The sequence below is a fragment of the Lujinxingia sediminis genome (genome assembly GCF_004005565.1).
Classification (GTDB): Bacteria; Myxococcota_A; Bradymonadia; order Bradymonadales; family Bradymonadaceae; genus Lujinxingia; species Lujinxingia sediminis.
In genome coordinates this window covers 38,641-61,560 of the sequence record NZ_SADD01000001.1, presented here as the reverse complement: position 1 = coordinate 61,560, position 22,920 = coordinate 38,641, and the positions used below count along the sequence as shown (strand labels likewise).

Sequence of the window (22,920 nt, the reverse complement as noted above, 5' to 3'; positions counted from 1 at the left end):
GAGCGCCCACATCGCGCTCCGCTCGACCTTCTCACACCGCGCGCAGCTACTCGGCAGCCTGCGCCTCCGCGGGCGGCTCCTCACCGCGGAGCTTATCGGCAAGAAGATCGCGGGCGATGTCCATAAAGTCGCGCTCGGTGATGATCCCCACGAGCTTCTCCCCGTCGACCACCGGCAGACAGGAGATGCGTTTTTCGCCCATGATGCGGATCGCATCCAGGGTGAGCGTATCGGGAGTGACCGTGATCACGTCGCGCTCCATGATCTGGCTCACCGGCACTGGCTCCTCATCGCGCAGCGCGCCGCTGCCCAGAAGTCGCATCATCGTGCGACGCGTCACAAGTCCCACCAGACGATGCTCGTTATCCTCAACGGGCACATGACGCAGGTGCTGCCAGTCCATCACGCTGGCCACCAGATCGATGAGCTCCCCGTCGTTCACCGTGATCAGATCGGTGGTCATGTACTGGGAGACTTTCAGGTAGTTGTCGCGCCAGGTGGTGCGCTCCTTAACCGAGGCCAGCGGCCAGGTGTGCACGGGCTCGTTGGCCTCCTGGCGGCGCACGGTGGCGGCGGTCAGGGCGCTGAGTTTTTCGCCGGCCGTCAGACTGCTTCCGAGCTCCCCGTAGGACTGCAAAAGCCAGCTTGCGCCGGTGCGCCGCGTGCTAACGCGCTCTTCGATGATGCCCATGTAGCGGTCGACGTCCTGCTGGCGAATGCCATGGCGAGTGAGCGCCTCGCGGGAGAGTGGCAAAAGCGTCGATTCGATGACTTCGCGCACGGTGCCCGACTTCCCGTCGAGCCAGGTCATCGGGGCGTCAAGCCCGTGGCGTGCGGCCGCAAAGAAGTTGTGACGCGCATCATCGAAGTTCATCTTCTCGCGCATATCGCCGTAGGCGTCGACGACGCCGGCCATCATCCCGAACCAGAAGGCCGCGTTGGCCACCTCGTCGGCAGGGGTGGGACCGGCCGGGAGCACACGGTTCTCGATGCGCAGGTGCGGCCGCCCCTCGCTGATGCCGTAGCAGGGGCGATTCCAGCGGTAGACCGTCCCGTTATGCAAGCACAGCGCCTTGAGCCCTGGCACGCGGCCTGCGGCCAGCGCCTCAAAAGGATCTTCGTCAAGCTCGGTGGCAAAGAGCAGGCGGAAGCGGGCGATATCTTCGCGGAAGATCTCCAGCACCGAGTCATCGATCCACTTCGTGCCAAAGGTCACCCGGGGGTTGAGATCGCGCATATGGTGGCGGGTAGGCCGGGTATCGATCGACTGCTCCAGGAGCGCGATGCGCGTCTCATGCCAGAGGCGCTTCCCGAAGAGCAGCGGGCTGTTGGCCGCCAGCGCTGTGACCGGCGCGGCGACGACCTGCGCCACGTTGTAGAGCTTGGCGAACTCGTCCGGCCCTACCTGAAAATGCACCTGGAAGGACGTGTTGCAAGCCTCAAGCATCACCGAGTCGTGTTTGACGATGAACTCATCCTGGCCCTTGATGTAGAACTCGTAGTCGCCGCCGCGCAGCCGGCTCAACGCATCATTGAGGACGCGGTAGCGGGGGTTGGGCGTCATCGAGTCCAGCCCCAGGTCGCTCTTCTGCAGGGTGGGCAAAATGCCGGCCAGGGCCACATGGCCCTTATCCTCGGCCAGCACCTGGCGGACCTTATCGACGAGCTCGACGATGTCGTCTTCCATCTTGCCCAGGCAGTCGTCGCCGAAGATGCGGGGCTCGAGGTTGAACTCCAGGTTGAACTGCGCGAGCTCGGTGGTGAAGCGCTTATCGTTAAGTCGCTCCAGCGCGCGCATCGCAAGCGGTGCGGGGCGATAGGAGCTGTCGAGCAAAAAGAGCTCCTGCTCGGCACCGATGCGACGAATGCCGCTCTCGATCATGCCCTCATCGAGCATCTTCTCCAGCGCTCGAACATCGCCCAACAAGCGGCGCATAAAGTGGCGGAGTTGCTCTCCACCGACCATGCCTTTGACGTCGTGTTCACCCATTGCGACGAACTCCACGGGGGGGTCTGCGTTTGTGATCTGGTAACCATCAGACTAACCCACACCTTCCCCTGGATAAAGGCGATATCGCCCGCAAAGGCGCGAAATATGGGGTAGATCGCGCGTTTTGCCCCCCAAACTGAAGAAAAGATGACGCGGCGCGCCATGCATCACTGCGCGGCGGCCTCTGCAGCGAACGCCCGCAGATCAGCCTCCGAGTGCAGCCCGGAGCTCGATGTGACCACACGTCCCTGCGCGTCCACGACCACAAGGGTGGGTACCGCCCGCACCTTAAAGCGCGCCCGGACCGGCCCTTCATCAAGGAGTGTGGGCAGCGTCAAGCCATTGTAGTCGAGGTAGGTCTCCACCAGAGCTTCGCGATCCGCGGTGGGATCATCGGTGTTTACCGAGAGCACCGCCGCCTCAAACTCCGGATCATCGGCCAGGCGCTGCAGCGTCGGCATCTGCTCGCGGCAGGGCGGGCACCAGGTGGCCCAGAAGTCGATGAGCACCACCTGACCGCGGTAATCCTGAAGGTCCACGACCTCACCGGTACCCAGCATCGGCAACGCAAGATCTGGCGCGGGCTGGCCGGAGCGCAGCCCGGCGGTGGGCCCCCAGAGGTTCCAGGCGTTGACCACCAGCAACACCCCGACAACAAGGCCAATCAACGTGGAGAGGGCCATGTTTTTCTTGTCGACGGGCGGCGCGCCTGAAGGCGTCGTGTCGACGCTCGGTGCGTCCTCCAGGCTGCCCGGGGGCATACCGGGGGTGGGCTGACTCATGGCTGCACCTCTGGCGTCGGCTGGATGTTGGCTTTATGCGCGGGGACCACCTGCTTGAGCGCATCAAAACGCGCGTTGGGCGTGGTATAATACCGCTCGGTGCCCTTACGCAGCACGGCGATATTGTCTTCGTGCCAGAGTGAGACGTAGGGGAGCTCGCGCGCGAGAATCTGCTGCACCTCGCTGTAGATGGCGCGGCGCTTATCAGGGTCGGTCTCCCGGTCGCCGGCTTCGAGCAGCTCGTCGATGCGGGCGTTGCGGTAGGCACCGCGGTTGGCGCCGGCGGCGCGATTGTCTGGCGAGGGAATGTTGTCGGAGTGAAAGATCCAGCGGTAGAGGCTGGGCTCCAGTACCGAGGGCCACTGCAGGGTGGTCATCGCGAAGTTACGGCTGCGCACGTCATGAAAAAACGTGCCCCACTCATAGGAGCGCACCCGCACAGCAATCCCCACCTCGCCGAGCTGCTGGGCAATAAGCTCGGCCATGGAGCGGCGAAACTTACTGGCGGAGATCTTAAAATCCAGCTCAAAACGCACCCCGTCGGGCCCCGGCGCGTAGCCGGCTTCATCGAGGATCTGTCGGGCGCGCTCCGGATCGAAGTCAAAGCGTTTCACGTTCGACTCGTAGGCCCAATGCTCCGGAGCGAGCATGCCGGTGGAGAGGCGCGCCGCACCACGAAATTTATGTTTAATGATCGCCTCACGATCAATCGCATGTGCAATCGCCTCCCGGACACGCAGATCTTTTAAGATCTCATGCTCCAGGTTGAAGGCCAGGTAGGTGTATTTGAACGAGGGCGTGCTCATCGTCTCCAGGCGATCGGAGTCTTCGACCACCGGGAGCATCAGCGGAGCGACAGCGTTCTGCACAAGATCGGCGGTATTACCGAGCAGCGCGAGCAGGCGAGCGTTATCGTCACGCACGACTTTGAAGACGAGGCGATCGATGGAGGGCCGCCCCTCAAAATAGTCGTCGAAGGCGCGCAGCTCCACGCGCATATCCCCCTGCTGTGACACATAGGCAAAGGGGCCTGCGCCCAGCGGCGCGCCGGGGCATTCTTCAAAACCAGCGCACTGGTGACGCGGCACAATTCCCAGCGCCATATCGCTCATAAAGGGGGCGTGCGGCGCTTTGAGCGTAATGACAAAGCGACGCTCATCGAGCACCTCAAAGCGCTCAATGCGGCGCGTAAGACCGGCAAAGGGGGAGCGCACAAGCTCACTGTCGAGTTCCATATAGGTGTATTCGACGTCGGCCGAGGTCACCGGGGTGCCGTCATGAAAGTAGATATCATCGCGCAGCTCGACCTCATAACGCACCGGTGAGGTCTGCTCGATGGTGTGGGCCAGGCGCAGTTCCCGGTCGCCGTTGGCGGTATCGAGAGAGACGAGTCCGGCATGCAGAAGCCCGACAATTTTGGCGCTGGAGTCGCTGGTCGCAAAACGCGGATCGAGGCCTTTGGGCGAAGCGTCGAGGATCACCACGAAGGCGTCGCCCTCATCGACCTGCTGCGAACATGAAGGACAGGCGCTTAAGCTGAGGCAGAAGGCCAGCAGCACGACCGGGAAAAGCGCGCGCCGCACAAAGCGAAACGGGGAGATGCGCATGAAGGGAGACTCGCAACGTGGACGGTGGCGGGCGCCGGACTCGCCGGGTCTCTCCGGTTGAGAGAACCCGCGTTGTCATGGTTGAGGGCGCGCCGCGCGGGGTGCGCGAGCTTCGAAGATACGCAGGGCGATGCCGGGGGTCAAACTCCGCCGGCGTGCTCCACCTCCGGCTGACGGCTGGCACCAAAGGCCCAGGCGGCCACCATCAAGGCCGCCAGACAGAGGAAGGTGAGCACCGAGCCCAGCGCAAAATTCAAAGCGAGATAGGGAGTGATGGCCGCCAGCAAGAAGTTCGCGCCAAAGCTCACGCGCAGCCCGCGGCGAAGACGCATCACGCGGTCGTGGTGAATCCATCCAACAAGGCGCGCGCACTCCAGGGCCAGTTTGGCCCCCAGGCCGAAGAGCACTGCCACCCCCAGGGCGATCAGGGTGTAGCGCACTACCAGAGCGCTGGTCGCGTCCAGCTCTCCCGACGCCCAGGCCGGCGAAGCCAGGCCCATCATCGCCACAAACGTAGCTGTTTGAAGAAGGTTGCGACGCCCCGCTCCCGATGCCCGTCGTCTGCCCATGCCACTGCCCTCGTCTCACCGCGTCCAGCTTTCATCGCCCTGAGGCGCTCCCACCCACACCTTCTTTCAAATGTTGTGCCACAGCCCTCAGCGGGCAACGTTACGGCTTGCACAGCGCGGTAAACACACCACGCCACGCAGGATCCGGAGTACGTTTTGACCAGGTTCGGCAGGCGCTTGCGGCGCTGCGTTCAGGGCAGCAGACCTCAGGGCGCTTCGCCCTCCCCTCCCCCCGATTGCTCGCTGTCGGCCTCCGCATCTTCTGCCTCGCCATCGGCGCCGGGATCGAACTTCACGGAGCCCAGGCGCAGGTCGAGTTCGGTGAAGAACTCCTCGATGTTGCGGGCGTTCTGACCGAAGTCCCCCTTGCCCACCCTTGAGGCGCTGCGCACGTTGACCTGGCTGACAAACTCGGTGACCGGCTCGACGCGGATGGTGATATCATCGACAAACCCCAGGCGAGTGCGTCGCTCGGCGGCAAGCTGGCGCCGGGCCTCATCCTGCTCGACGAGCGTCCAGCGCTCCAGGGCTTGAACGCTGGCGGCCGATTCGCGCAGAATCCGCTCGGGCTCGGTCGAGTAATAGCCCGGCTGAACCTCCGGGTACTCCGGTGTTTGACCGGTCTCCACCACATTGATCATCGGCCACATGCAGGCGCTGACCAGCATCAAACACACCAGAACACCGGCCAGAGAGCCGACGGCGATAAAGAGCTTTCGTTTCATGTCACATCCGATACGACCGTCATCACTTCTTCAAAGGTCGTGAGGCCTTGAGCGAGTTTTTTGATGGCGCATTCCCGCAGCGACATCATGCCGTTGGCGCGCGCGGCTTTGCGAATCTCCGGGGCGCTGGCGCGCTTTGCGATCAGCTGACGCACAGTCTCATCGACCGGCAAGAGCTCAAAGATCGCGGTGCGCCCGAAGTAACCGGTGCCCCGACATTTGACACAGCCCTCACCATACCACATCGGCAGGCTCTGAGAGCTTCGGGGTGGGAGCTTGATCTGCAAGAGTTCCACCTGCTCGGCGTTCAGCGTGCCCTGGACTTTGCAGCGCGGGCAGATCGTGCGCAGCAGGCGCTGTGCCATCACCCCGACCATGGTCGAGGCCATCAAAAAGGGCTCGACCTCCATATCGATCAGCCGATTGATGGCCGAGGGGGTGTCGTTGGTATGCAAGGTCGAGAAGACCAGGTGGCCTGTGAGCGCGGCCTGGGTGGCCATGGCGGCGGTTTCCCCGTCGCGGATCTCACCGACCATAATGATGTCGGGATCCTGACGCAGAATCGTGCGCAATGCGGTGCTAAAGTCCACGTCGATGCGGCGCTGGACCAGCACCTGGTTGAACTCCTCGTAGACCATCTCAATGGGGTCTTCGACGGTGGTGATGTTGACGTCGGGGCCGGCCAGCTCGCGCAGGGTGGAGTAGAGCGTGGTGGTCTTACCGCTGCCGGTGGGGCCGGTCACAAGGATCAGACCATGGGGGCGGTTGATGAAGCTGCGCCATTGCGTCAGGTCATCTTTATAAAAACCGATATGGTCGAGGTTCTGAATCAACGCCTGCGGATCGAAGACGCGGATGACCGCCTTCTCGCCAAAGGCCACCGGCAGGGTCGAGACTCGCAACTCCACCTCGCGCCCGGCGCGCTCGGTCTTGATGCGACCGTCCTGGGGGCGGCGTTTCTCGGCGATATCCATGCGCGCGAGCATTTTGACGCGGCTGATCAGTGCGGCGTGAATGGCGCGCGGAAACTCGTAGACCCCGTGCAACACCCCGTCGATGCGCAGGCGCACCACGGTGCGATCGCGCTTGGGCTCCAGGTGAATGTCGCTGGCGCGCTGGTCGAAGGCATAATGCAGCAGGTACTCCACCGCGTTGACGATGGGGCGGTCGGTGGCCTCGATATCGCCCACATCTTTAAGGCGAATGAGCTGCTCGAGGTTACCGATATCAATGCCCAGCGAGAGTTCTTCCTGGGCGGCCGAGATCGAGGATCGCAGCCCGTAGACCTCGGTCACAATGCGCAGGATGTCGCTCTTGGGGCTGACCACGATGCTGAGCTCACCGGGGATGAGCGTGTGCAGCTCGTGGAGCAGCTGAGGGTCGTAGGGGTTATCGAGCGCGATGATGGTGCGGCCCTCCTCGCGGCGCAGCGCCACGCAGCTGTGACGGCGCGCAAAGGGCTGGCTCATCGTGCGCGCGATGAGCTCCATGTCCAGCTCCAGCGGGTCGGGCTTCTCGAAGGGAAGCCCGGCGTCGCGGGCCAGCGCGGCCATGATGGCGTCCTCGTCGAGCAGATCGCCGGAGGGCTGGCGAAACTCCAGCTGAGCGATGACCTCGGCCGGAGTCACCTTGTAGCTTGCGCGCCGGCGACCGGCCTGGTCGGCCCTCGCCTTGAGCAGCCCGTGGCGCACCACGGCCTCTTGCTCCACGGCTCGGCGAGCCTGCTCCTGGTTGAGAAGCCCCTGGGCCATCAACGCCTGGGAGAGGTGGCGCACTGAATAATCGACAAAGGAGGTGGGTCCAACCATAGAGGTTCTGCCTGGGGTTCTGGCCCTTGAGAAGCGCCCTTGAATCGGGCGCTGGAAGCGGCCCGGCGGCCATCCTAAGATGAAGCGCGCCCGGGAGCAAAAATCCTCCCGGCATCCATGATGTTCACCTCCCATCAGGGCCTGAAGGCCCCCGAAACCGAAGATCCTGTTTTGAACCTACGCTTGCAAACCGTTGCTACACTTGCGCTCTGGGGCGCGCTGGCAGGGCTGATGGCCTGCCCCGCTCCACTTCAGGAGCGCCCCGCCGACCAGAACACAGCCGCGATCTGCGAGGCCGGCGCTCTGGATCCGGGACCGGGCTACGCCCGGCGCCTGACCCATCAGGAGTACATCTGGAGCATCCACGATATTCTGGGGGTGGATTTGAGCGCCTGGCGCGAGAGCCTGCCCCGGGAGTCCTACGTCGACGGCTTTAAAAACACAGCCTGGGGTCTGACCGTCTCAAGTCGTCACGTGGAGGTGTACGCGCACCTGGCCCGGGAGGCCACCGCCGCGCTCTCGAACGACCACCGGTGGTTACGCAACCTGAGCCTCTGCGAAGAGACCGCCGAGCGCTGCGCCCGCATGCTGGTCGAGGAGGCAGGCATGGAGCTCTTCCGCCGCCCGCTCAGCAGCGATGAAACGCGGCGCTTCGCTGCACTCCTCGCGCAGGAATCGTCGCCGGAGGCTGGCGCCCGGCTCGTGATCGAGGCGATGTTGCAGGCCCCGCAATTTCTCTATCGGCTGGAGAGCGACCGTGCCCCTGACACGTTGAACGCCGCCGCGCTCAAAGAGCCGGACGCCTTCGTTGGCACGCTTGCCGAAGAAGGCATCGCCGCCCCGTTGAGCGTAAGGCCCGGCACCTACCGCGTGAGCGTCCAGCTGGCCAATGATGCGCCCCACCCCATCGTCGCAACCCTGAGCGTGGGCGAGGTCCGAAGCATCGAGCGCGTCGCGCCCTTTCGCACCACACGCTTAAGCCTGCAGTTCGCGCCAACCACTGCCGGTATGACCTCGATGCAACTTGCCGCATCCCCCCTGCATCGTCCCCCCGGCGCTCCGGTTGCCCCGCGGGTGATCCACGTGGAGGTGCTCGGCCCGCTGGCCTCTCAGCTCAACGCCGAGGCCGAGTCCTCCTATGAGACGCGCGCGCTGAGCGGCTTTGAGATGGCCAGCCGCCTCTCCTACTTCATCTGGCACTCCGCGCCCGACCGTGAGCTGCTCAACGCGGCCGCCGGCGGGGAGCTCGACGACGCCGAAGGCGTCGCCCGGTGGGCCCGCACGATGCTCGAGGATGCGCGCGCGCGCCGCGCCTTTAAGAGTTACCTGGCTGAGTGGTTGCACCTCGACACCCTGGCCACCGTCGAGCGCAGCCCGGAGCGCTTCCCGGACTTCTCCGAGCATCTCATTGAAGATATGCGCCTGGAGATCGAGAACTTCTCTCAGGCCATCGCCTTTGACGACCAGGCCGACTGGCTCTCGATCTTCGACGCGCGCTTTAGCTACCTGACCCCTCGCCTGGCCCGCTATTACGGCATGGAGACCGAGGCTGCCCCCGATGAGCCGACGGCGTTTGATGAGAACAGCCCCCGCGGCGGCCTGCTCACCCAGGGGGCGCTGCTCACAGCGAGCACCAGCAATGACACGACCTCCCCGGTTAAACGCGGCATCTTCGTGCGCGAGCGTTTTCTATGTCAGTCCGTACCCTCACCGGCCTCCAATGCCGTGATGCAGGCCGCGCCGGATACCGAAGGATTGAGCACCCGCGAGAGGTTGCAGCGCCACAGCGATGATCCCTCCTGCAACTTCTGCCACCGCGCGGCCGATCCCATCGGCTTTGGTCTGGAGGCCTTTGATGCCACCGGGCGCCACCGCAGCGTCGATGACACCGGGCACCCGCTCGATGTGCGCGGCGCCATCACGCAAAGCCCCTACGAGCGCGACACCCTGCATTTTGAAGGCGCCCGCCAGCTGGGCGAACTTCTCTCCGAGAGCGAAAACGCTGAGCGTTGCATGGTCGAGCAGATGTACCAGTACGCGGTGGGCCGACCTACGGTCGACGTCGACCGGTGCACACTCAACGCGATCATCGATGAGGCACGAAGCCAGGGGCGCTCTTACACCGACATCACCGTGGCGATCGTATCGAGCGAGGCATTTCGCCATGTACGCCAGCATCGCTACCCGGGAGGCACGCCATGAGTACCCACCGAACGATGACACGACGCGCGTTTTTGCGCGGTGCCGGCACGCTGGCCATCGGGCTACCCTTCATCGCGGCGCTCGGCGGCGACGCTTTGCTCGGGCACCGTCTGCTGAGGGCGAGTGAGGCATCGGCGCTGGCACCGCGTCGGCTGATCACCTTCTTTTTTGCCAACGGCTGCCCTCCCGAGCTCTGGCTTCCGCAAGACCCCGGCCCGCTCGAAGCGCTCCCAGGCGTGCTCTCGCCATTGGAGCGGGTGCGCCACCGTCTGGCGCTCGTCTCGGGCTTGAGCGATCCGGCAGGCAAGGAAGGCTCCGGCGACGATCATAGCCGGGGCAGCGGCGCGTTTGCTGTAGGAGCGTCCAACCCTTTTCAAGAACACGATCACGTGGATCACTACGGCAAACGCTATGCGAACTCCGCCGGTGGCCCCTCGCTCGAGCAGGTTGCGCTAACGCATCTTCGCCCCGAAACCGCACTGCCCTCGCTGGAGTTGGGTGTGATGCGCGGTGCCCCCAAAACTCGCACCTATCACGTAAAGTCCTGGCGAGGGGTCAACCAGCCCAACCCGCCGCTCTTAAACCCGCTGGACACCTTTCATCGTCTCTTCGGCCACGATCCCGCCGCGGCCCCGGGCGATACCGAACGTGCGCGTCAGCAGAGCATCCTCGATACGGTGCTTCCCGAGTACCACCGCGTCATCAGCGATCGCTACGGGCTTGACCCGCTTAGCCGCGCGCAGATCTCGGACCACCTCGACCAGCTTCGCCAGCTGGAGCGGCGCGCGCAGCGCCATGACCACGAGATGCGTGCACAATGCCTGCAACCCGACCAACCTGCCTCCTACGCGGAGACGCGCTACTCGGAGTACGCTGAGGTCTTTCGTCTGCAGGCCGACCTTCTGGCCACGGCGCTGCGCTGCGACCTGACGCGTTTTGTAAGTTTTACGCTGGGCGCCGGCGGCGAGGACTTCTTTCTGGCGGGCACCCAGGCCGCCCACCACGAGCTGGGACACCGCTACAACGCCCGGCCCGACAACGACTTTTCCACCTACACCCTCTTCCAGATGACGATGCTCGCCGAGCTCTTAGAGCGCCTGGACGCCCCGGAGTTTGAGGAGGCCAATGGCGAGACGGTACTCGGGAACTCACTGCTCTTGGCGGGCACCGAGATCTCCAACCCCTCCACCCACAACCACGATGAGATGTTTTACCTGGTCGCCGGCGGCTCTTTTGCCGCGCGGACCGGCTACCATCATCGGGTGAGCGACGGACGCTCTCGGGCCGTCAACGATCTTTACACCGCCTGCCTGGGAGCGATGGGAATGGAGACCCGCACCTTCGGGGATGAGCGCCATTGCACCGAGCCGCTCAACCTGGGGTAAAAGCGACCCACGGTCATGTTCAAAACGACCCACGGTCGACGTTTGGATGACCCGCGGTCACTGAAAACCACCGGAAAAAAATGACCCACGGTCGACTTTTGGATGACCCAGGGTCACCTGCGCAACGACCCACGGTCACCGAAATCTGCGACCCACGGTCACCGAAAATCTGCCGCCACACATGACCCTCGGTCGACTTTTGAATGACCCACGGTCACCGAAATCTGCGACCCACGGTCACCTGCGCGACGACCCCACGGTCACCGAAATCTGCGACCCACGGTCACCTGCGCGACGACCCACGGTCACCGAAAATCTGCCGCCACACATGACCCTCGGTCGACTTTTGAATGACCCACGGTCACCGAAATCTGCGACCCACGGTCACCGAAAATCTGCCGTCATAGATGACCCTCGGTTGACTTCGCAACGACCCACGGTCACCGAAATCTGGACCCACGGTCACCGAAATCTGCGACCCACGGTCACCGAAATCTGCGACCCACGGTCACCGAAATCTGCGACCCACGGTCGGCTTCGCGACGACCCACGGTCACCCGAGCAAAGGTTTGGGCAGATGGTCCGGGTGGCTAGATTTAAGGGTGTTCGCCCGATCAGGAGTCTCATCGCTGCCGGGGAGGCACGCATGACGCATCTGCATGAACACCATCACGATGATGGGCATAAGCACGGCCCGGGATGCGGGCATACCGCCATTGAACATGAGGATCACGTCGACTACCTCCACGATGGTCACCTCCATCACCCGGAAGGCGGAGATATGGTGGAGGAGCACCGTATTGAGGTGACCGACATCAACCCCAACCGCTGCACGCCCTACCACCGCTGCGGCGCACACCCTCCCGACCATGTGCACGGACCGGGCTGCGGGCATGAGCCGGTGCCCCACGGCGATCATATCGACTACCTGGTCGACGGGCATCTGCATCACCCCCACGGCGACCACTGTGATAACCACGGTCCCATTGAGGTTGTGGACGAGGAGTGAGCGCTATTTTCGGATGGCGCGCGCTCTCAAAGGGTCTTCAGGCCAGGGGTGTTTGGCGTAGCGCGCGCGCAACTCTTTTCGCACCTCGGGGTAGGTGCGCTCCCAGAAGCCGGCCAGGTCGTCGGTAACCTGCTGAGGGCGATAGTTGGGCGCGAGTAGATGCAGGAGCACTGCGACCTGTCCGCGGGCCACCCGCGGAGAGTCTCGCCAGCCGAAGACCTCCTGGATGCGCACCGCGAGCACCGGCGAGGCGTCCAGGCTGTAGTCCAGACGAATGTGACTTCCAGAGGGGACCTCAAGCCGGGGTGGGAGTTCCTCATCCAGAAGGCGGCGTTGCTCGCGGTTGAGGTACGCGCCGAGCTGAGTGCTGAGCGCCAGGCCGCAAAGCTGGCCAAAGGTGCGCTTGCCCCAGCAGACCTGCTGCCAGATCGCCTGGTCTGGATCGCCGCGACGCGCGTCCAGCATCAGCCGCGGAAAATCGGCCTCGGGGAACCAGCGACGCGCACACTCCCAGCGAAGTAGAAACTGCGCCTCATCGGTGTTGAGGCCGAAGGCGCCAACAACATCGTCCAGCGCGTGCTCAAGCAGGCAGGCTGTCACCTCCGAAGGGTCAGCGTGTTCGGCCACCGAGACCACCTGGCGCTCAAGCGCAATGCCATCGAAGAGGCGCTGGCGCTCGGCCATCACTCGCTGGCGTTCGCGGTCAAAGTCGACCACCACCCGCTCCTCAAAACGCTCGGGAAAGGCGTCTTCAAGCCAACGCATCTCCACGGTAGAAGCCATGCGAATCAACCCGCGACTCTGCACCCCGCCGACGGCATCGCGCGCCCGGGTGCGACCGCCGATCGCAGCGGCGACCACCACCGGGGCATCTCGCACCACGCTCTCACGCGCCAGCGCAAGGGCTTCGCCGCCGACCATCACAAAACGCTTCTGCCCCTCCTCACGCCGAAAGGCGATGCGGTCGGGATAAGCGCTGAGCAGGGTGCGAAGCGCGTCGTCCTCGTCGCCTGTATCTCGGTGCGAAGACGCCCCCGTCGATTTCCGAAGTTGGTCGCGAACCTCGGCTACCCGGCGCGCCCCGCCCTGATGCACGCTCACCCCGACACGCCGCGCGGCCGCGCCACTGCCCCCGGCGGCATCGTCCAACAGATCCGCGCGCAACACCACGTCGCTCGCCGCAGCCGGCGCATCCGCTGCGACGGCGGTGACGAAGTCCCGCTCCGATAAGATAGCCGCCATCGCGCAGGCGCGCGCCGTCGTGCCGCGCCGCTCCCCCTCGATGAGCATCCGACCCAGGCGCGGGTGCAGCGGAAGATCAAGGAGCCGGCGGCCCAGCTCCGTCGTGCGGAAGTCGGCGGACTCCAGCGCGCCGAGCTGGCGAAGAAGTTCGACCGCCTGCTCCAGCGCAACCTCGGGTGGTGGCTCAAACCAGCCAAAATCACGCGGGTCTGCGCCGCTCCAGGCCACCACTTCCTGGACCACCGTGGCAAGCTCGACACGCTGCAGCTCCGCCTCATCGTAAGGGGCCATACGATGCTCAAACGCCCGCGTCCAAAGCCGCAACGCTCGCCCCGGTCGCACACGTCCTGCCCGCCCGGCGCGCTGGTTCGCTGACGCCAGGCTCACATGCTCGAGCACCAGTTCATCCAACCCGCTGGCCGGTGAGCTGCGCATCACGCGGACCTTGCCCGAGTCGATCACCAGCGTGACCCCCTCAATCGTCAGCGAGGTTTCAGCGATGTTCGTCGCGCAGATGATGCGCCGGGGGCCGCCCGGCGCAAGAGCGCGGTCCTGTTCATGGTTCGGAAGCGCCGAATAGAGCGGAAAGCAACGCATGCCCTCCTCCGGGGCCCAGCGCTCCAGAGCCGAGAGGCAGCGATGAATCTCGGCCTGGCCGGGCAAGAATATCAGAATATCACCGCCATCATCGGCCGCACTGCCCACATGTCGGCGCGCGGCACGCGCGGCCTCCACCTCCACGCGCTCTTCGGGAGGCTGCTCCAGGTAATCGACCTCCACCGGGAAGGTACGCCCCTGACTTTTGATCACCGGTACGCCTGAGAAGTCGGCGATAGGCGCGGTGTCGATGGTCGCCGACATCACCACGACCTTGAGATCGTCGCGCACCTGCTGAACTTCTCGCAAAAAAGCGATGGCCAGATCGCTGTGCACACTGCGCTCGTGAAACTCATCGAGGATCACCACGCCGACCTCGTCGAGCAACGGGTCGCGCTGCAACCAGCGGGTGAGGATGCCCTCCGTAATCACGAGAAGCTTTGTGTCGGGGCCGGCACGGCGGTCAAAACGCACCTGGTAGCCTACCTCAGCGCCGAGGCGAACGCCGCGCTCCTCGGCGATGCGGCGCGCGGTGGCCCGGGCGGCCACGCGACGCGGCTCCAGCATCACGATCTGGCGGCCACCGGCCAGCCCGGCGTCGAGCAACGCCGGAGGCACCCGCGTGCTCTTGCCGGCGCCGGGCGGCGCCTCAATCACCACGCCCGAATGCTCGCGGAGCGTGTCCACGACCTTATCCAGGACATCGTCAATCGGGAGGTGATTCATCGTCGCCCACCGAATCGCAGGCGAGTGTCTCTGGGCTGCGCGATCATTGCGATGATTTCAGATACTCCAGAAACTCGCTCTCGGTGCTGAGCATGAGCACCGAGTCACTACCGATGACATCCTCGTAACTCTCCATCGTGCGCAAAAAGCGGTAAAACTCCGGGTCGACGGCGTAGGCCTCCGCATAGATGGCGGCAGCCTCAGCGTCGGCCCGCCCTCGAATCTCCTCGGCCTTGCGGAAGGCCTCCGACTCGATGCGCTTGAGCTCACGGTCGCGCTCCCCGCTGATGCTGGCGGCCTCCCCCTGCCCCTGGGAGCGGTATTTTTCGGCGATGCGGAAGCGCTCGGCAACCATGCGCTCGTAGACCCGGTTTTGCACATCTTCGTTGTAGTTGATGCGCTTAACACGCACGTCGAGCACCTCCACCCCCAGGTCGGCAGCGAGCAGGGCGGACTGCTCCAGAATGTCGGCCATGATCTTGCTTCGACCGTGAACAATAGGCGTGAGGCCCACCGCCAGATCTTCGCCGTCGTCCTGCTGCAGGTCTTCATCGACCAGGGGCACGCGGTTGGTCGAACGCACAAGCTCAATCAGGTCGTGGTTGGCCACCGCATCGCGGGTCGCCCCGTCGATGATGTCGTCGAGGCGAGATTTGGCGCCGCGCTCATCGCGGACGCGCTGGTAAAAGCGCAAGGGGTCGACGATGCGCCAGCGTGCATACGTATCCACCCACACAAAGCGCTTATCACGGGTGGGGATCTGGTTGCGGTTTCCGTTCCACTCCAGAAAACGCTTCTCAAAACGATGCTCACTCTGGATGAAGGGCGTCTTATAGTAGAGCCCCGGCTCGGTGAGCGCCTCGCCAACGGGTTTGCCGAACTGAGTGATAACGATCTGCTCGTTTTCATCGACGACGACCGTGGCGCTGCTGAGCAGAATCAGCGCGATAATGGCACCGGCGATCATGAACGAAGACTTCCAGCTCATTTCTCACCTCCCAGGGTCGACAGGGGCGCGGCCTGAAACGTGGAAGCTCCACCGAGTTGCATCACCGGCATCATGTTGGTGGCCTCGGAGTCGAGGATGACCTTGTTTTTGATCTTCGGCAGCACCTCGCCAAGCGTCTCCAGGTAGATGCGCTGACGGGTGATCTCGGGCGCCTTCGCATACTCCGAGTACAGACTGGCAAAACGCGCGACCTCGCCGCGGGCCCGGTTGGTGCGGTCGATAAGGTAGCCCTCAGCCTGTTGAATCTGCTGCTCGGCGCGGCCCTCGGCGCGAGGGATGACCGCGTTGTAGTCGCGACGCGCCTCATTGATCATGCGCTCCATCTCCTGCTGGGCCTGGTTGACCTGGTTAAAGGAAGGTTTGACCGGGTCGGGAGGCGTCACATCCTGGAGGATGACCTGGCCCACGGTGATGCCCATCTCGTAATGATTGCACAGTTCCTGGAGACGAGCCTGCACCGAGCTCGCGAGCTCGGTACGGCCAGCGGTAAGCACCTCGTTGACGGTGCGGTCCCCGACGAACTCCCGCATCAACGCCTGCGACATGTACCGAAGGGTATGCTCCACATCGCGCACTCGAAAGAGGTAGAGGTAAGGGTCGCTGATCCGGTACTGCACCGTCCATTCCACCTCCACCACATTGAGATCACCGGTGAGCATCAGGGACTCATGCCCGTAGCCCTCGGTGCTGTAGCGGGTGGCGTCGCCGACAGCCGCCGTGCGAAAGCCGAATTCCTCTTTGCGCTGCTCTTCGACGGGCACCTTGTAGACCTTCTCGATACCCAGCGGCGCCTTAAAATGCAGCCCCGGCCCCACCGAACGCGAGAGCTTCCCCAGGCGCAGCACCACACCGACGCTGTTGGCGTCGACCTGGAACATGGAGCTGCCGACGACCACCAAAAAGAAGATTCCCAGGGCGATGACGCCGGGCATCTTCGAGCGGCCCATCGTACGTAATTTATCTATGTCGATCGCCATCGCATCGCCTCCTGGGGGCCGGTTGTCGTTCGCAGTGTAGCAGACTTAGAGCCCGGGGAAGAGGGGGCGGAACCAGGGGATACCGCCGAGCACGAGAAGAAGTCCCACGGTGTAGAAGATCGCGCCGCGCTTATGCTTTTTGGCGTCGTCGTCGGCCTTTTTGGCCATGATCGAGCCGGCCTGAATGACGGCGACGGCCACGATCATCAGGAAGATGTGCTCGACCACAAAAAAGCGGATGCCGCGGGTGCTCATGGCGGTGGACATATCCGCAAAGCCGGAGCGCACGATCGGGCTTAAACCGTAGAGCACAAGCCCCAGCAGGAGCTGGGTGTGCATGGAGGCGACCAGGGCCACCGAACGCAGGCGGTCGCCCCGGGTGTAGGCCCGTTTGGAAAGCACGCCCTGCCAGGCGGTGCCCACGGCTGCAAACGCAGCGATAAGAGCCACCCAACGAAACACGTTATGAATCGCCACCAGAACTTCGACCATCAGCTTACTCCTCGACGGCCCCGGGGCCGCGTAATGACGTCGCGAGCGACCGTTGATGTGATTCGTCTGCTACATCAACTTCTGCTCAACGCGTACGAAGACGAACATGACGGGAGAGCGCGGCGCGCTGTCCCGATCACCACGTTGGTTGGCCGGGGTTATAACGAGGGGAGATCAGCGGGGCAAGGATCGCTGCTCAGCCCAGGGCAAATCGCCGCAGCCCCTCCAGATCGAGCACGTGCAGGGCGCGACGGTCGCGACGAATAAGTCCGGCGCGCTCCAGGAGGGTCAGCGCCTGGCGGGCGCGAGGGCGGTCGAGGCCCGCGAGCGAAGCGAGCTGGGCCGAGGACAGGGGCGGAGCGACGCGCTGGTCCTCCTCACCCGGCTCTCCATAGCGCTCGGCGAGCTCCAAAATGGCCTGCGCCTGACGGGTGCTGGCCGACGTGCGCAACAGCGGGGCCAGGGGCACGCTGAGTTCGCGGCGCTGAAAGATCGATCCGACCTGCACCACACGCTCCGGGACGAGCGACTCGACGCTCTCGCGCAACGCTTCCTGCTCCAGAATCACAATGGTTGTTTCCTGGTGGGCAAGCGCCTCAAAGTCGGGATCAACCTCGGGGGGCGGCGGCGCGAAGGCGTCGCCACGTGTGAGCGCAGTCCTATCGCCCAGGAGTACCTGGCCTTTGAGAACGACGACGCGCTCATCGTGCTGGCGATCCAGGTGAATACGGGCCGCATGGCCCCAGCGCTCCACGCGTCCGCGCTCGCGCAAAAGGTCAAACGCTGCCTGGGCCTCGGGCCCGGTGATGAGCTGGCGAAAACGCCAGTGATTCGACTTCGATTGCGACTCTGCCACGGGCTCCTCAACTGCGCTGCGACTTGCCAGCGCGGCAAGCCTTTGAGGCCCTATCCTACCTTCGCGGCGTCAGAGGCGCACCTGCTGATGAGCTCCGCTTTGAGTGTGAGATGCTCATCGAGAATAGCAACGACCTCACGCAGGGAGGCGGCCTGGGGGCTGGCTGCATCGATCGCAGCCAGGGTGTGCCGGGCGTGGGTCAACGCGTCGCGAAGTTGCCCGGGAGGTGGGGCGTGCGGAGGAGGTTGCAGCCGCTGCGATCCGACAGGCTGCCGGTCCCCGAAGAGAGCAGGTTTCTGGAGAAACTCCCCCATCATCGGGGCGACCTCTGCCGGGAGGTGAGCCTCCTGAAGATGCTCGGTAATGGCCCGGCGCAGGCCGCCGACCTCCTCATGGGCCCGGGGGGACCAGGCGGTAGCGCCGGGGTGACCTCCGTGATCGATGCGTCTCATGGCTGCTGCTCCCGCCACAGACGCGTGGCTACCTCATCCATCTGCGTTTCGGCTTTACGTCGGCTCACGGTACGTTGCTCATCGCTCCAGGCCTCATGGTGACTTTCTACTGCCTTGAGCGCGCTGATCGCTCCCTGCATCGCCTTCTGGGCGGCGTGCACCTGACGTTGGGCGCGTTGCTCCTCTTCCTGCACCTGGGAGAGAGCCTGCTGGGCTTCGTCGCTGAGCTGTCGCAGTCCTTCGAGGTAGCGATCGATGTTTTGAAGCTCGATCAGTGCCATGCCCTTCTGGCGAGCCCGCTCATCGAAGGTCTGTGCGCCCTGGCGTCGCTGGGCCTCGACGCGCTCCCATCGCCCCTGGGCTTCGCGCACACGACGGCGCACCTTTTCAAGCTCACCGACGGCCTCGGCAAACAACGCCTCGGCCTGCTCTCTCTCCCCCTGGCGCAGTTCCAGAAGTACCTGAAGTTCATAAGCCTCACTGGTCATTTCATCCTCCCTCTGTGAGTTTCGGGGGATACCGCGCCCCGCGGTTGTTCACGCGCTACGCAAATAGATCGCTGATGCGTTCAATCGTCTCATCAAGGCTTGTGTGCTCATCGAGCCCCTGTTTGAGCACCGCCTCCATCTCTTCGATGCAGTCGATCGCAAAATCGACCTCCTCATCAGCCCCGTACTCGTATGCGCCCAGGCTGATAAGATCTCGCCGGCTCTCGTAGGTGGCGAGCACCTGACGAAAACGCTCGGCGACCTGGACGTGCTGCGGGCTTGTGACCCCCCGCATCACGCGCGAGAGCGAAGGCAGCACATCGATGGCCGGCCAGTGACTACGGCTGGCGAGCTTACGGCTTAAGATGATGTGACCGTCGAGGATGCCGCGAACTTCGTCGGCGATGGGCTCCTCCATATCACCACCGGCAACAAGCACGGTGTAGAGCGCCGTGATCGAACCGGTCTCATCGTTGCCGGTACGCTCCAGTAGACGCGGCAACATACTGAACACACTCGGGGGGTATCCCTGACGCGCGGGCGGCTCGCCGGCGGCCAGACCGACCTCGCGCTGGGCGCGGGCAAAACGTGTGACCGAATCCATCATCATGAGTACCTCGGCGCCTTCGGCACGAAAATACTCGGCGATCGCAGTCGCCACAAAAGCTGACTTCAGGCGCACCATGCTCGGCGCATCGCTGGTGGCCACGACCACCACCGCCTTTTTCATGCCCTCCTCGCCAAGCACTTCTTCGAGGAAATCGCGCACCTCGCGGCCACGCTCACCAATGAGCGCAATCACGATGACCTCGGCATCACAACCGCGGGCGATCTGGCCCATCAGGGTCGACTTCCCCACGCCGCTGCCGGCGAAGAGCCCCACACGCTGACCTTTGCCTACGGTGAGTAAGCCATCGATGGCGCGCACCCCCATCGAGAGCGGCGCGGTGATGCGACGGCGCTTAAAAGGATCTGGAGCTTCACGTAGAATCGGCCAACGCGCAAAGCCCGGGCCTCCCAGAGGGGGGCCGGCGTCAATGGGGCGCCCCAGCCCATCGAGCACACGACCGAGCAGCCCCGGTCCGCAGTGAATGCTCAGCGGTTGGCCGGTTGACTCGACCTCGGCACCCGGGCCAATCCCCTCGACGCTGCCAAGTGGCATCAGCACGGCCAGATCCCCCTCAAAGCCCACCACTTCAGCGGGCATGGTGCCACGGGCGCCCAGGCGAATCTCCACCAGCTCACCGACCGCGGCATCCGGCACACTGGCCTTCACCACCAGGCCTGTGACCGCCTGCACCCGGCCGGTCACGCGCACCGGGCTGGCCGCATCCAGGCGATCCATATAACGGGAGAGGATCGAGGTCTGTTCAAGGGGCATCAGGAGCCTCCATCCAGCAATGCGGCCTGCAGCACATCGAGTTGCGTCTGCAGTCTGGCGTCAATCTGTCCGGATTCGGTCTCAATGAGACATCCGCCGCGGGCCACCTCGTCATCAGCCTGAAGATGCACAGGCGCGCCACCGATCACGTACGAGAGGCGCGCCTCGGCCGCCCGCAAGGTTGCAAGGTCCTCGGGATGCACGCGCAAGAGCACCTGGCGTTTGCCCCGCACAAGCTCCAGCGAGCACGCGACCATCTGCTCGACGCGCTCCGGCGCCATTTCGAGCATCTCCCCGATCAACCTTGAGGCGATCTGAAAGGCCAGGCGCACCATATCGGGCTCGGCGCGTTTAAGGAGCAGGTCGTACTCAGCGCGCGCACGGGCAAGCGCTTCCAACATCTCTTCGCTCGCCAGGCGCTGCCCCTCTTCCAGGGCACGCGCGCGGATGCTCTCGGCCTGCGCTTTCGCATCCTCGACCTCCCGGGCAACGTCGGCACGCGCCCCGGCGATCGTCGCCTCCAGAGCCTCAAGATCAGCGATCACGCGCTTTCGCACGATTGTCGCGCGGGCGAAGACCGGCTCGACCGCCAGTGCCACCTCCGAGCCGGCCTTTAATATCGTGGGAATCTCATCGCTCGGGTGCATCATCAACCTCCTTCATCTCCATCGTCTCGCCATCGGGCGCGGGTCGTCGGGAGAGCTCGGCTATGACGTCTTCGATCGCCGGGAGCAGTTCGGCCTGACTGGAGCGCAACGCAGCGGCCTCGAAGTCATTCTGACGAGCGCGCAGTCGGCCGGTGAGCTGATGGCGAAGGAATGCCGCCAGTCCGGGGTGACGCAGCGTCGCGGGCTGCATCACAAAATAAAGGCCGAACTCGACGACCTGATCGGGACGGCGCTGCCGACCGATCAGTCGCATATAGCTCTCACGCACACGGCGACTTAAGCCCTCGCTGAGCGCTGGAGGGCTAAGCAACCAACCGCGAAGCTCGATTGCCAACGTGGGCTCAAGGCCCAGCGTCAGTTCCATCAAGGGACGCAAGGGGGCTTGAGGGCGCATCGATGCGATGAGAAAGCCACCGATTCGCGTCAGGGCCTGAAGGAGCGAGGCCTCATCGCGCAGCTGAAGCAACGCGCGGGCGTCCGGACACGGACTCGACGTGAACTGGCCGCCCGACTCAGACGCGATCGCAAACGCGTCGGGGGACGATGAGGCGGTTGCTCGCCAGCGCTCAAGCAACGCTGAGAGCGGGGCGCTGGTCGCCGGATCGACCCCGACCGCACCCTCTGCATCACGGGAGCGCAGCGCCACCCACGCCGTGGCAAACCCCTGCTCGGCGCCTGTCAAGGCCACGAGGTCACTCACAGCCCCTCCTGCTGACGGCGTCGCACCACCAGGACCACCAGCCCCGCCGATAGTCCCATGATCATCAGGGCCATGCCCACGATCAACGCTTTGACCATCGAGGCACTCTGCGGCGCCACCACCAGAGGACCGACCGCCGCAAAAACCACCTCTCGCTCCGCAGTCGGGACCATGGTCGCACGGGTCATGACGACCTCAATGGCTTCGGGCTTAAGCTCTTCGACCGCACCGGCGACCAGAGCGCGCACGTCCTCCTCGCTCAAAGGCGGCGCATCGCTCGCCAACGCCCGCCAGCGTACCAGGACGCTGGCTCGGGGCTCGGCCTTCGGAGCGTTGCTCAGTTGCACCCGCGCCTTCTGCGGGAGCACCAGGTGGACGTGAGCGTCGACAACGCCGTCGATCTTCAGAAGACTTGTGCGCACCTCCTGGGCGGTGGCGTACTGCAGGATCACCCTCTCCTCCTGGGAGGTGGGGATGAGGCCCGCTCCCGGATAGAAGTCGCCAAAGCCGGATTGGACAGGCCTGGGAAGCCCGGCCTGCTGCAGACGCTCCCAGGCCTGCACGCGGTCGACGTGCGGCACGTTGACCACCCAGAGAGTGGTATCGGCCGGATCGGGCTCCTTGGTCGCACCAAAACCGGCGCGGCTCAGCTCCACAACCATCGCGTTAGCCTGGGCCTCATCAAGCCCGTGATACAGCGGCTCGGTACAGGCCAGCGCCCACAGCACAACACTCCCCACAAGCAGATACCGCCATCGCTCCAACATGCACGCCCTCCCTCAGACCTGGGTGTTCATCACCTGTTTGATGCCGCCGGTGGCCTTCTCAACGACCTTGGTCGTCAATTCCACCTTCTGGCTGTAGCTGTAGATCAACGCCTGCATCTGCAGCATCTCCTGGGGCCCGAGCGCATCGCCGCGCATGCTCGACTCCAGAAGCTCGCTGATGCGGCTCTCATCGCCGAGAATCCCCTCAATGTAGGCGTCCAGCGCCGCGGGCTCGGCAACCTGCTCGGGAGCCTCCACCGGCGTCACCTCCGGCGTCTGCTCCACCTGGGGAGGCCCCTGATGGAGCACCTCGGCAAAGCTCTTGCCGGAGGGCTGCGCGCCCTCTGTGGCAGCGCTCTCCTGCATCATCTGTGCGGCCTGTGAGGCCATGGCGCCTGAAATGGGATCGGTCATCTGCACGTCTCCTGTTCACATCGGGTTTCCGGGCTTGTTCTATTATCGAAGCCGGTGAACGAAGTTTGCGTCAG

General features: G+C 64.3%; 21 protein-coding genes. 3 read left to right on the top strand and 18 right to left on the bottom strand.

All coding sequences use genetic code 11. The features are described 5' to 3' along the window. Nucleotides 1-46: 46 nt before the first annotated feature. From EA187_RS00255 to EA187_RS00230, 6 genes are all read right to left on the bottom strand, one after another. Complete coding sequence (locus EA187_RS00255; RefSeq protein ID WP_127778782.1) at nucleotides 47-1,990, bottom strand: CBS domain-containing protein; 1,944 nt, start codon at nucleotides 1,988-1,990, stop codon at nucleotides 47-49. 167 nt (nucleotides 1,991-2,157) lie between these two features. Continuing rightward, nucleotides 2,158-2,772 carry a TlpA family protein disulfide reductase gene (locus EA187_RS00250; RefSeq protein ID WP_115603495.1) on the bottom strand — a complete coding sequence of 205 codons (615 nt, stop codon included), beginning with the start codon at nucleotides 2,770-2,772 and terminating at the stop codon, nucleotides 2,158-2,160. Then, nucleotides 2,769-4,379, bottom strand: a complete 1,611-nt coding sequence (locus EA187_RS00245) for an ABC transporter substrate-binding protein (RefSeq protein ID WP_127778781.1) — start codon at nucleotides 4,377-4,379, stop codon at nucleotides 2,769-2,771. Before EA187_RS00245 ends, EA187_RS00250 begins: the two co-directional genes overlap by 4 nt. Before the next feature lie 140 nt (nucleotides 4,380-4,519). Beyond that, nucleotides 4,520-4,948, bottom strand: coding sequence for a hypothetical protein (locus EA187_RS00240; protein ID WP_127778780.1), 429 nt, complete (start codon nucleotides 4,946-4,948; stop codon nucleotides 4,520-4,522). Nucleotides 4,949-5,154: 206 nt separating this feature from the next. After that, the gene (locus tag EA187_RS00235) at nucleotides 5,155-5,673 is read right to left on the bottom strand and encodes a DUF1499 domain-containing protein (protein WP_115603498.1); all 519 of its coding nucleotides are present in this window, start codon (nucleotides 5,671-5,673) and stop codon (nucleotides 5,155-5,157) included. Continuing rightward, complete coding sequence (locus EA187_RS00230) at nucleotides 5,670-7,481, bottom strand: GspE/PulE family protein (protein WP_127778779.1); 1,812 nt, start codon at nucleotides 7,479-7,481, stop codon at nucleotides 5,670-5,672. Before EA187_RS00230 ends, EA187_RS00235 begins: the two co-directional genes overlap by 4 nt. A 171-nt stretch (nucleotides 7,482-7,652) precedes the next feature. Between EA187_RS00230 and EA187_RS00225 the strand changes: the two genes are divergently transcribed. The 3 genes from EA187_RS00225 (at nucleotide 7,653) to EA187_RS00215 (ending at nucleotide 12,077) form a co-directional block, all read left to right on the top strand. Then, the gene (locus EA187_RS00225; protein ID WP_164855857.1) at nucleotides 7,653-9,683 is read left to right on the top strand and encodes a DUF1592 domain-containing protein; all 2,031 of its coding nucleotides are present in this window, start codon (nucleotides 7,653-7,655) and stop codon (nucleotides 9,681-9,683) included. Then, complete coding sequence (locus EA187_RS00220; RefSeq protein WP_115603501.1) at nucleotides 9,680-11,068, top strand: DUF1552 domain-containing protein; 1,389 nt, start codon at nucleotides 9,680-9,682, stop codon at nucleotides 11,066-11,068. The genes EA187_RS00225 and EA187_RS00220 overlap by 4 nt, the downstream gene beginning before the upstream one ends. A gap of 646 nt (nucleotides 11,069-11,714) precedes the next feature. Further along, the gene (locus EA187_RS00215) at nucleotides 11,715-12,077 is read left to right on the top strand and encodes a hypothetical protein (protein ID WP_115603502.1); all 363 of its coding nucleotides are present in this window, start codon (nucleotides 11,715-11,717) and stop codon (nucleotides 12,075-12,077) included. Between the two features lie 3 nt (nucleotides 12,078-12,080). Here EA187_RS00215 and hrpB read toward each other — a convergent pair whose 3' ends face one another. The 12 genes from hrpB to EA187_RS00155 form a co-directional block, all read right to left on the bottom strand. Beyond that, a complete protein-coding gene (gene hrpB / locus EA187_RS00210; RefSeq protein WP_127778777.1) occupies nucleotides 12,081-14,642 on the bottom strand; it encodes an ATP-dependent helicase HrpB in 2,562 nt (853 codons plus the stop codon). Nucleotides 14,643-14,685: 43 nt separating this feature from the next. Continuing rightward, nucleotides 14,686-15,630 carry a protease modulator HflC gene (hflC, locus tag EA187_RS00205; RefSeq protein WP_115603504.1) on the bottom strand — a complete coding sequence of 315 codons (945 nt, stop codon included), beginning with the start codon at nucleotides 15,628-15,630 and terminating at the stop codon, nucleotides 14,686-14,688. Continuing rightward, nucleotides 15,627-16,628 (bottom strand): FtsH protease activity modulator HflK, encoded by a 1,002-nt coding sequence (hflK, locus tag EA187_RS00200; protein ID WP_115603505.1) that lies wholly within the window; start codon nucleotides 16,626-16,628, stop codon nucleotides 15,627-15,629. The genes hflC and hflK overlap by 4 nt, the downstream gene beginning before the upstream one ends. Nucleotides 16,629-16,673: 45 nt before the next feature. Then, a complete protein-coding gene (locus tag EA187_RS00195) occupies nucleotides 16,674-17,120 on the bottom strand; it encodes a hypothetical protein (RefSeq protein ID WP_115603506.1) in 447 nt (148 codons plus the stop codon). Between the two features lie 196 nt (nucleotides 17,121-17,316). Further along, nucleotides 17,317-17,976 carry a Crp/Fnr family transcriptional regulator gene (locus EA187_RS00190; RefSeq protein WP_164855856.1) on the bottom strand — a complete coding sequence of 220 codons (660 nt, stop codon included), beginning with the start codon at nucleotides 17,974-17,976 and terminating at the stop codon, nucleotides 17,317-17,319. 50 nt (nucleotides 17,977-18,026) lie between these two features. Continuing rightward, the gene (locus EA187_RS00185) at nucleotides 18,027-18,428 is read right to left on the bottom strand and encodes a hypothetical protein (protein ID WP_127778775.1); all 402 of its coding nucleotides are present in this window, start codon (nucleotides 18,426-18,428) and stop codon (nucleotides 18,027-18,029) included. After that, a complete protein-coding gene (locus EA187_RS00180) occupies nucleotides 18,425-18,916 on the bottom strand; it encodes a flagellar FliJ family protein (RefSeq protein WP_115603509.1) in 492 nt (163 codons plus the stop codon). Before EA187_RS00180 ends, EA187_RS00185 begins: the two co-directional genes overlap by 4 nt. A gap of 55 nt (nucleotides 18,917-18,971) precedes the next feature. Further along, nucleotides 18,972-20,297: a type III secretion system ATPase SctN gene (gene sctN / locus EA187_RS00175; RefSeq protein ID WP_115603510.1), complete on the bottom strand. Its 1,326-nt coding sequence runs from the start codon at nucleotides 20,295-20,297 to the stop codon at nucleotides 18,972-18,974. Next, a complete protein-coding gene (locus tag EA187_RS00170; RefSeq protein ID WP_206524140.1) occupies nucleotides 20,297-20,944 on the bottom strand; it encodes a FliH/SctL family protein in 648 nt (215 codons plus the stop codon). The genes sctN and EA187_RS00170 overlap by 1 nt, the downstream gene beginning before the upstream one ends. After that, entirely contained in the window at nucleotides 20,928-21,665 is a 738-nt protein-coding gene (locus tag EA187_RS00165) for a hypothetical protein (protein WP_127778774.1), read from the bottom strand. Before EA187_RS00165 ends, EA187_RS00170 begins: the two co-directional genes overlap by 17 nt. Continuing rightward, entirely contained in the window at nucleotides 21,662-22,432 is a 771-nt protein-coding gene (locus EA187_RS00160) for a hypothetical protein (protein WP_115603513.1), read from the bottom strand. The genes EA187_RS00165 and EA187_RS00160 overlap by 4 nt, the downstream gene beginning before the upstream one ends. A 12-nt stretch (nucleotides 22,433-22,444) precedes the next feature. Continuing rightward, a complete protein-coding gene (locus EA187_RS00155) occupies nucleotides 22,445-22,846 on the bottom strand; it encodes an EscF/YscF/HrpA family type III secretion system needle major subunit (protein ID WP_115603514.1) in 402 nt (133 codons plus the stop codon). Nucleotides 22,847-22,920 lie beyond the last annotated feature (74 nt).

Bases quoted from the DNA above. Each gene is read 5' to 3' on its own strand.
- EA187_RS00255 (WP_127778782.1), bottom strand. From the start codon at position 1,990: ATGGGTGAACACGACGTCAAAGGCATGGTCGGTGGAGAGCAACTCCGC.
- EA187_RS00250 (WP_115603495.1), bottom strand. From the start codon at position 2,772: ATGAGTCAGCCCACCCCCGGTATGCCCCCGGGCAGCCTGGAGGACGCA.
- EA187_RS00245 (WP_127778781.1), bottom strand. From the start codon at position 4,379: ATGCGCATCTCCCCGTTTCGCTTTGTGCGGCGCGCGCTTTTCCCGGTC.
- EA187_RS00240 (WP_127778780.1), bottom strand. From the start codon at position 4,948: ATGGGCAGACGACGGGCATCGGGAGCGGGGCGTCGCAACCTTCTTCAA.
- EA187_RS00235 (WP_115603498.1), bottom strand. From the start codon at position 5,673: ATGAAACGAAAGCTCTTTATCGCCGTCGGCTCTCTGGCCGGTGTTCTG.
- EA187_RS00230 (WP_127778779.1), bottom strand. From the start codon at position 7,481: ATGGTTGGACCCACCTCCTTTGTCGATTATTCAGTGCGCCACCTCTCC.
- EA187_RS00220 (WP_115603501.1), top strand. From the start codon at position 9,680: ATGAGTACCCACCGAACGATGACACGACGCGCGTTTTTGCGCGGTGCC.
- EA187_RS00215 (WP_115603502.1), top strand. From the start codon at position 11,715: ATGACGCATCTGCATGAACACCATCACGATGATGGGCATAAGCACGGC.
- hrpB (WP_127778777.1), bottom strand. From the start codon at position 14,642: ATGAATCACCTCCCGATTGACGATGTCCTGGATAAGGTCGTGGACACG.
- hflC (WP_115603504.1), bottom strand. From the start codon at position 15,630: ATGAGCTGGAAGTCTTCGTTCATGATCGCCGGTGCCATTATCGCGCTG.
- hflK (WP_115603505.1), bottom strand. From the start codon at position 16,628: ATGGCGATCGACATAGATAAATTACGTACGATGGGCCGCTCGAAGATG.
- EA187_RS00195 (WP_115603506.1), bottom strand. From the start codon at position 17,120: ATGGTCGAAGTTCTGGTGGCGATTCATAACGTGTTTCGTTGGGTGGCT.
- EA187_RS00185 (WP_127778775.1), bottom strand. From the start codon at position 18,428: ATGAGACGCATCGATCACGGAGGTCACCCCGGCGCTACCGCCTGGTCC.
- EA187_RS00180 (WP_115603509.1), bottom strand. From the start codon at position 18,916: ATGACCAGTGAGGCTTATGAACTTCAGGTACTTCTGGAACTGCGCCAG.
- sctN (WP_115603510.1), bottom strand. From the start codon at position 20,297: ATGCCCCTTGAACAGACCTCGATCCTCTCCCGTTATATGGATCGCCTG.
- EA187_RS00170 (WP_206524140.1), bottom strand. From the start codon at position 20,944: ATGCACCCGAGCGATGAGATTCCCACGATATTAAAGGCCGGCTCGGAG.
- EA187_RS00160 (WP_115603513.1), bottom strand. From the start codon at position 22,432: ATGTTGGAGCGATGGCGGTATCTGCTTGTGGGGAGTGTTGTGCTGTGG.
- EA187_RS00155 (WP_115603514.1), bottom strand. From the start codon at position 22,846: ATGACCGATCCCATTTCAGGCGCCATGGCCTCACAGGCCGCACAGATG.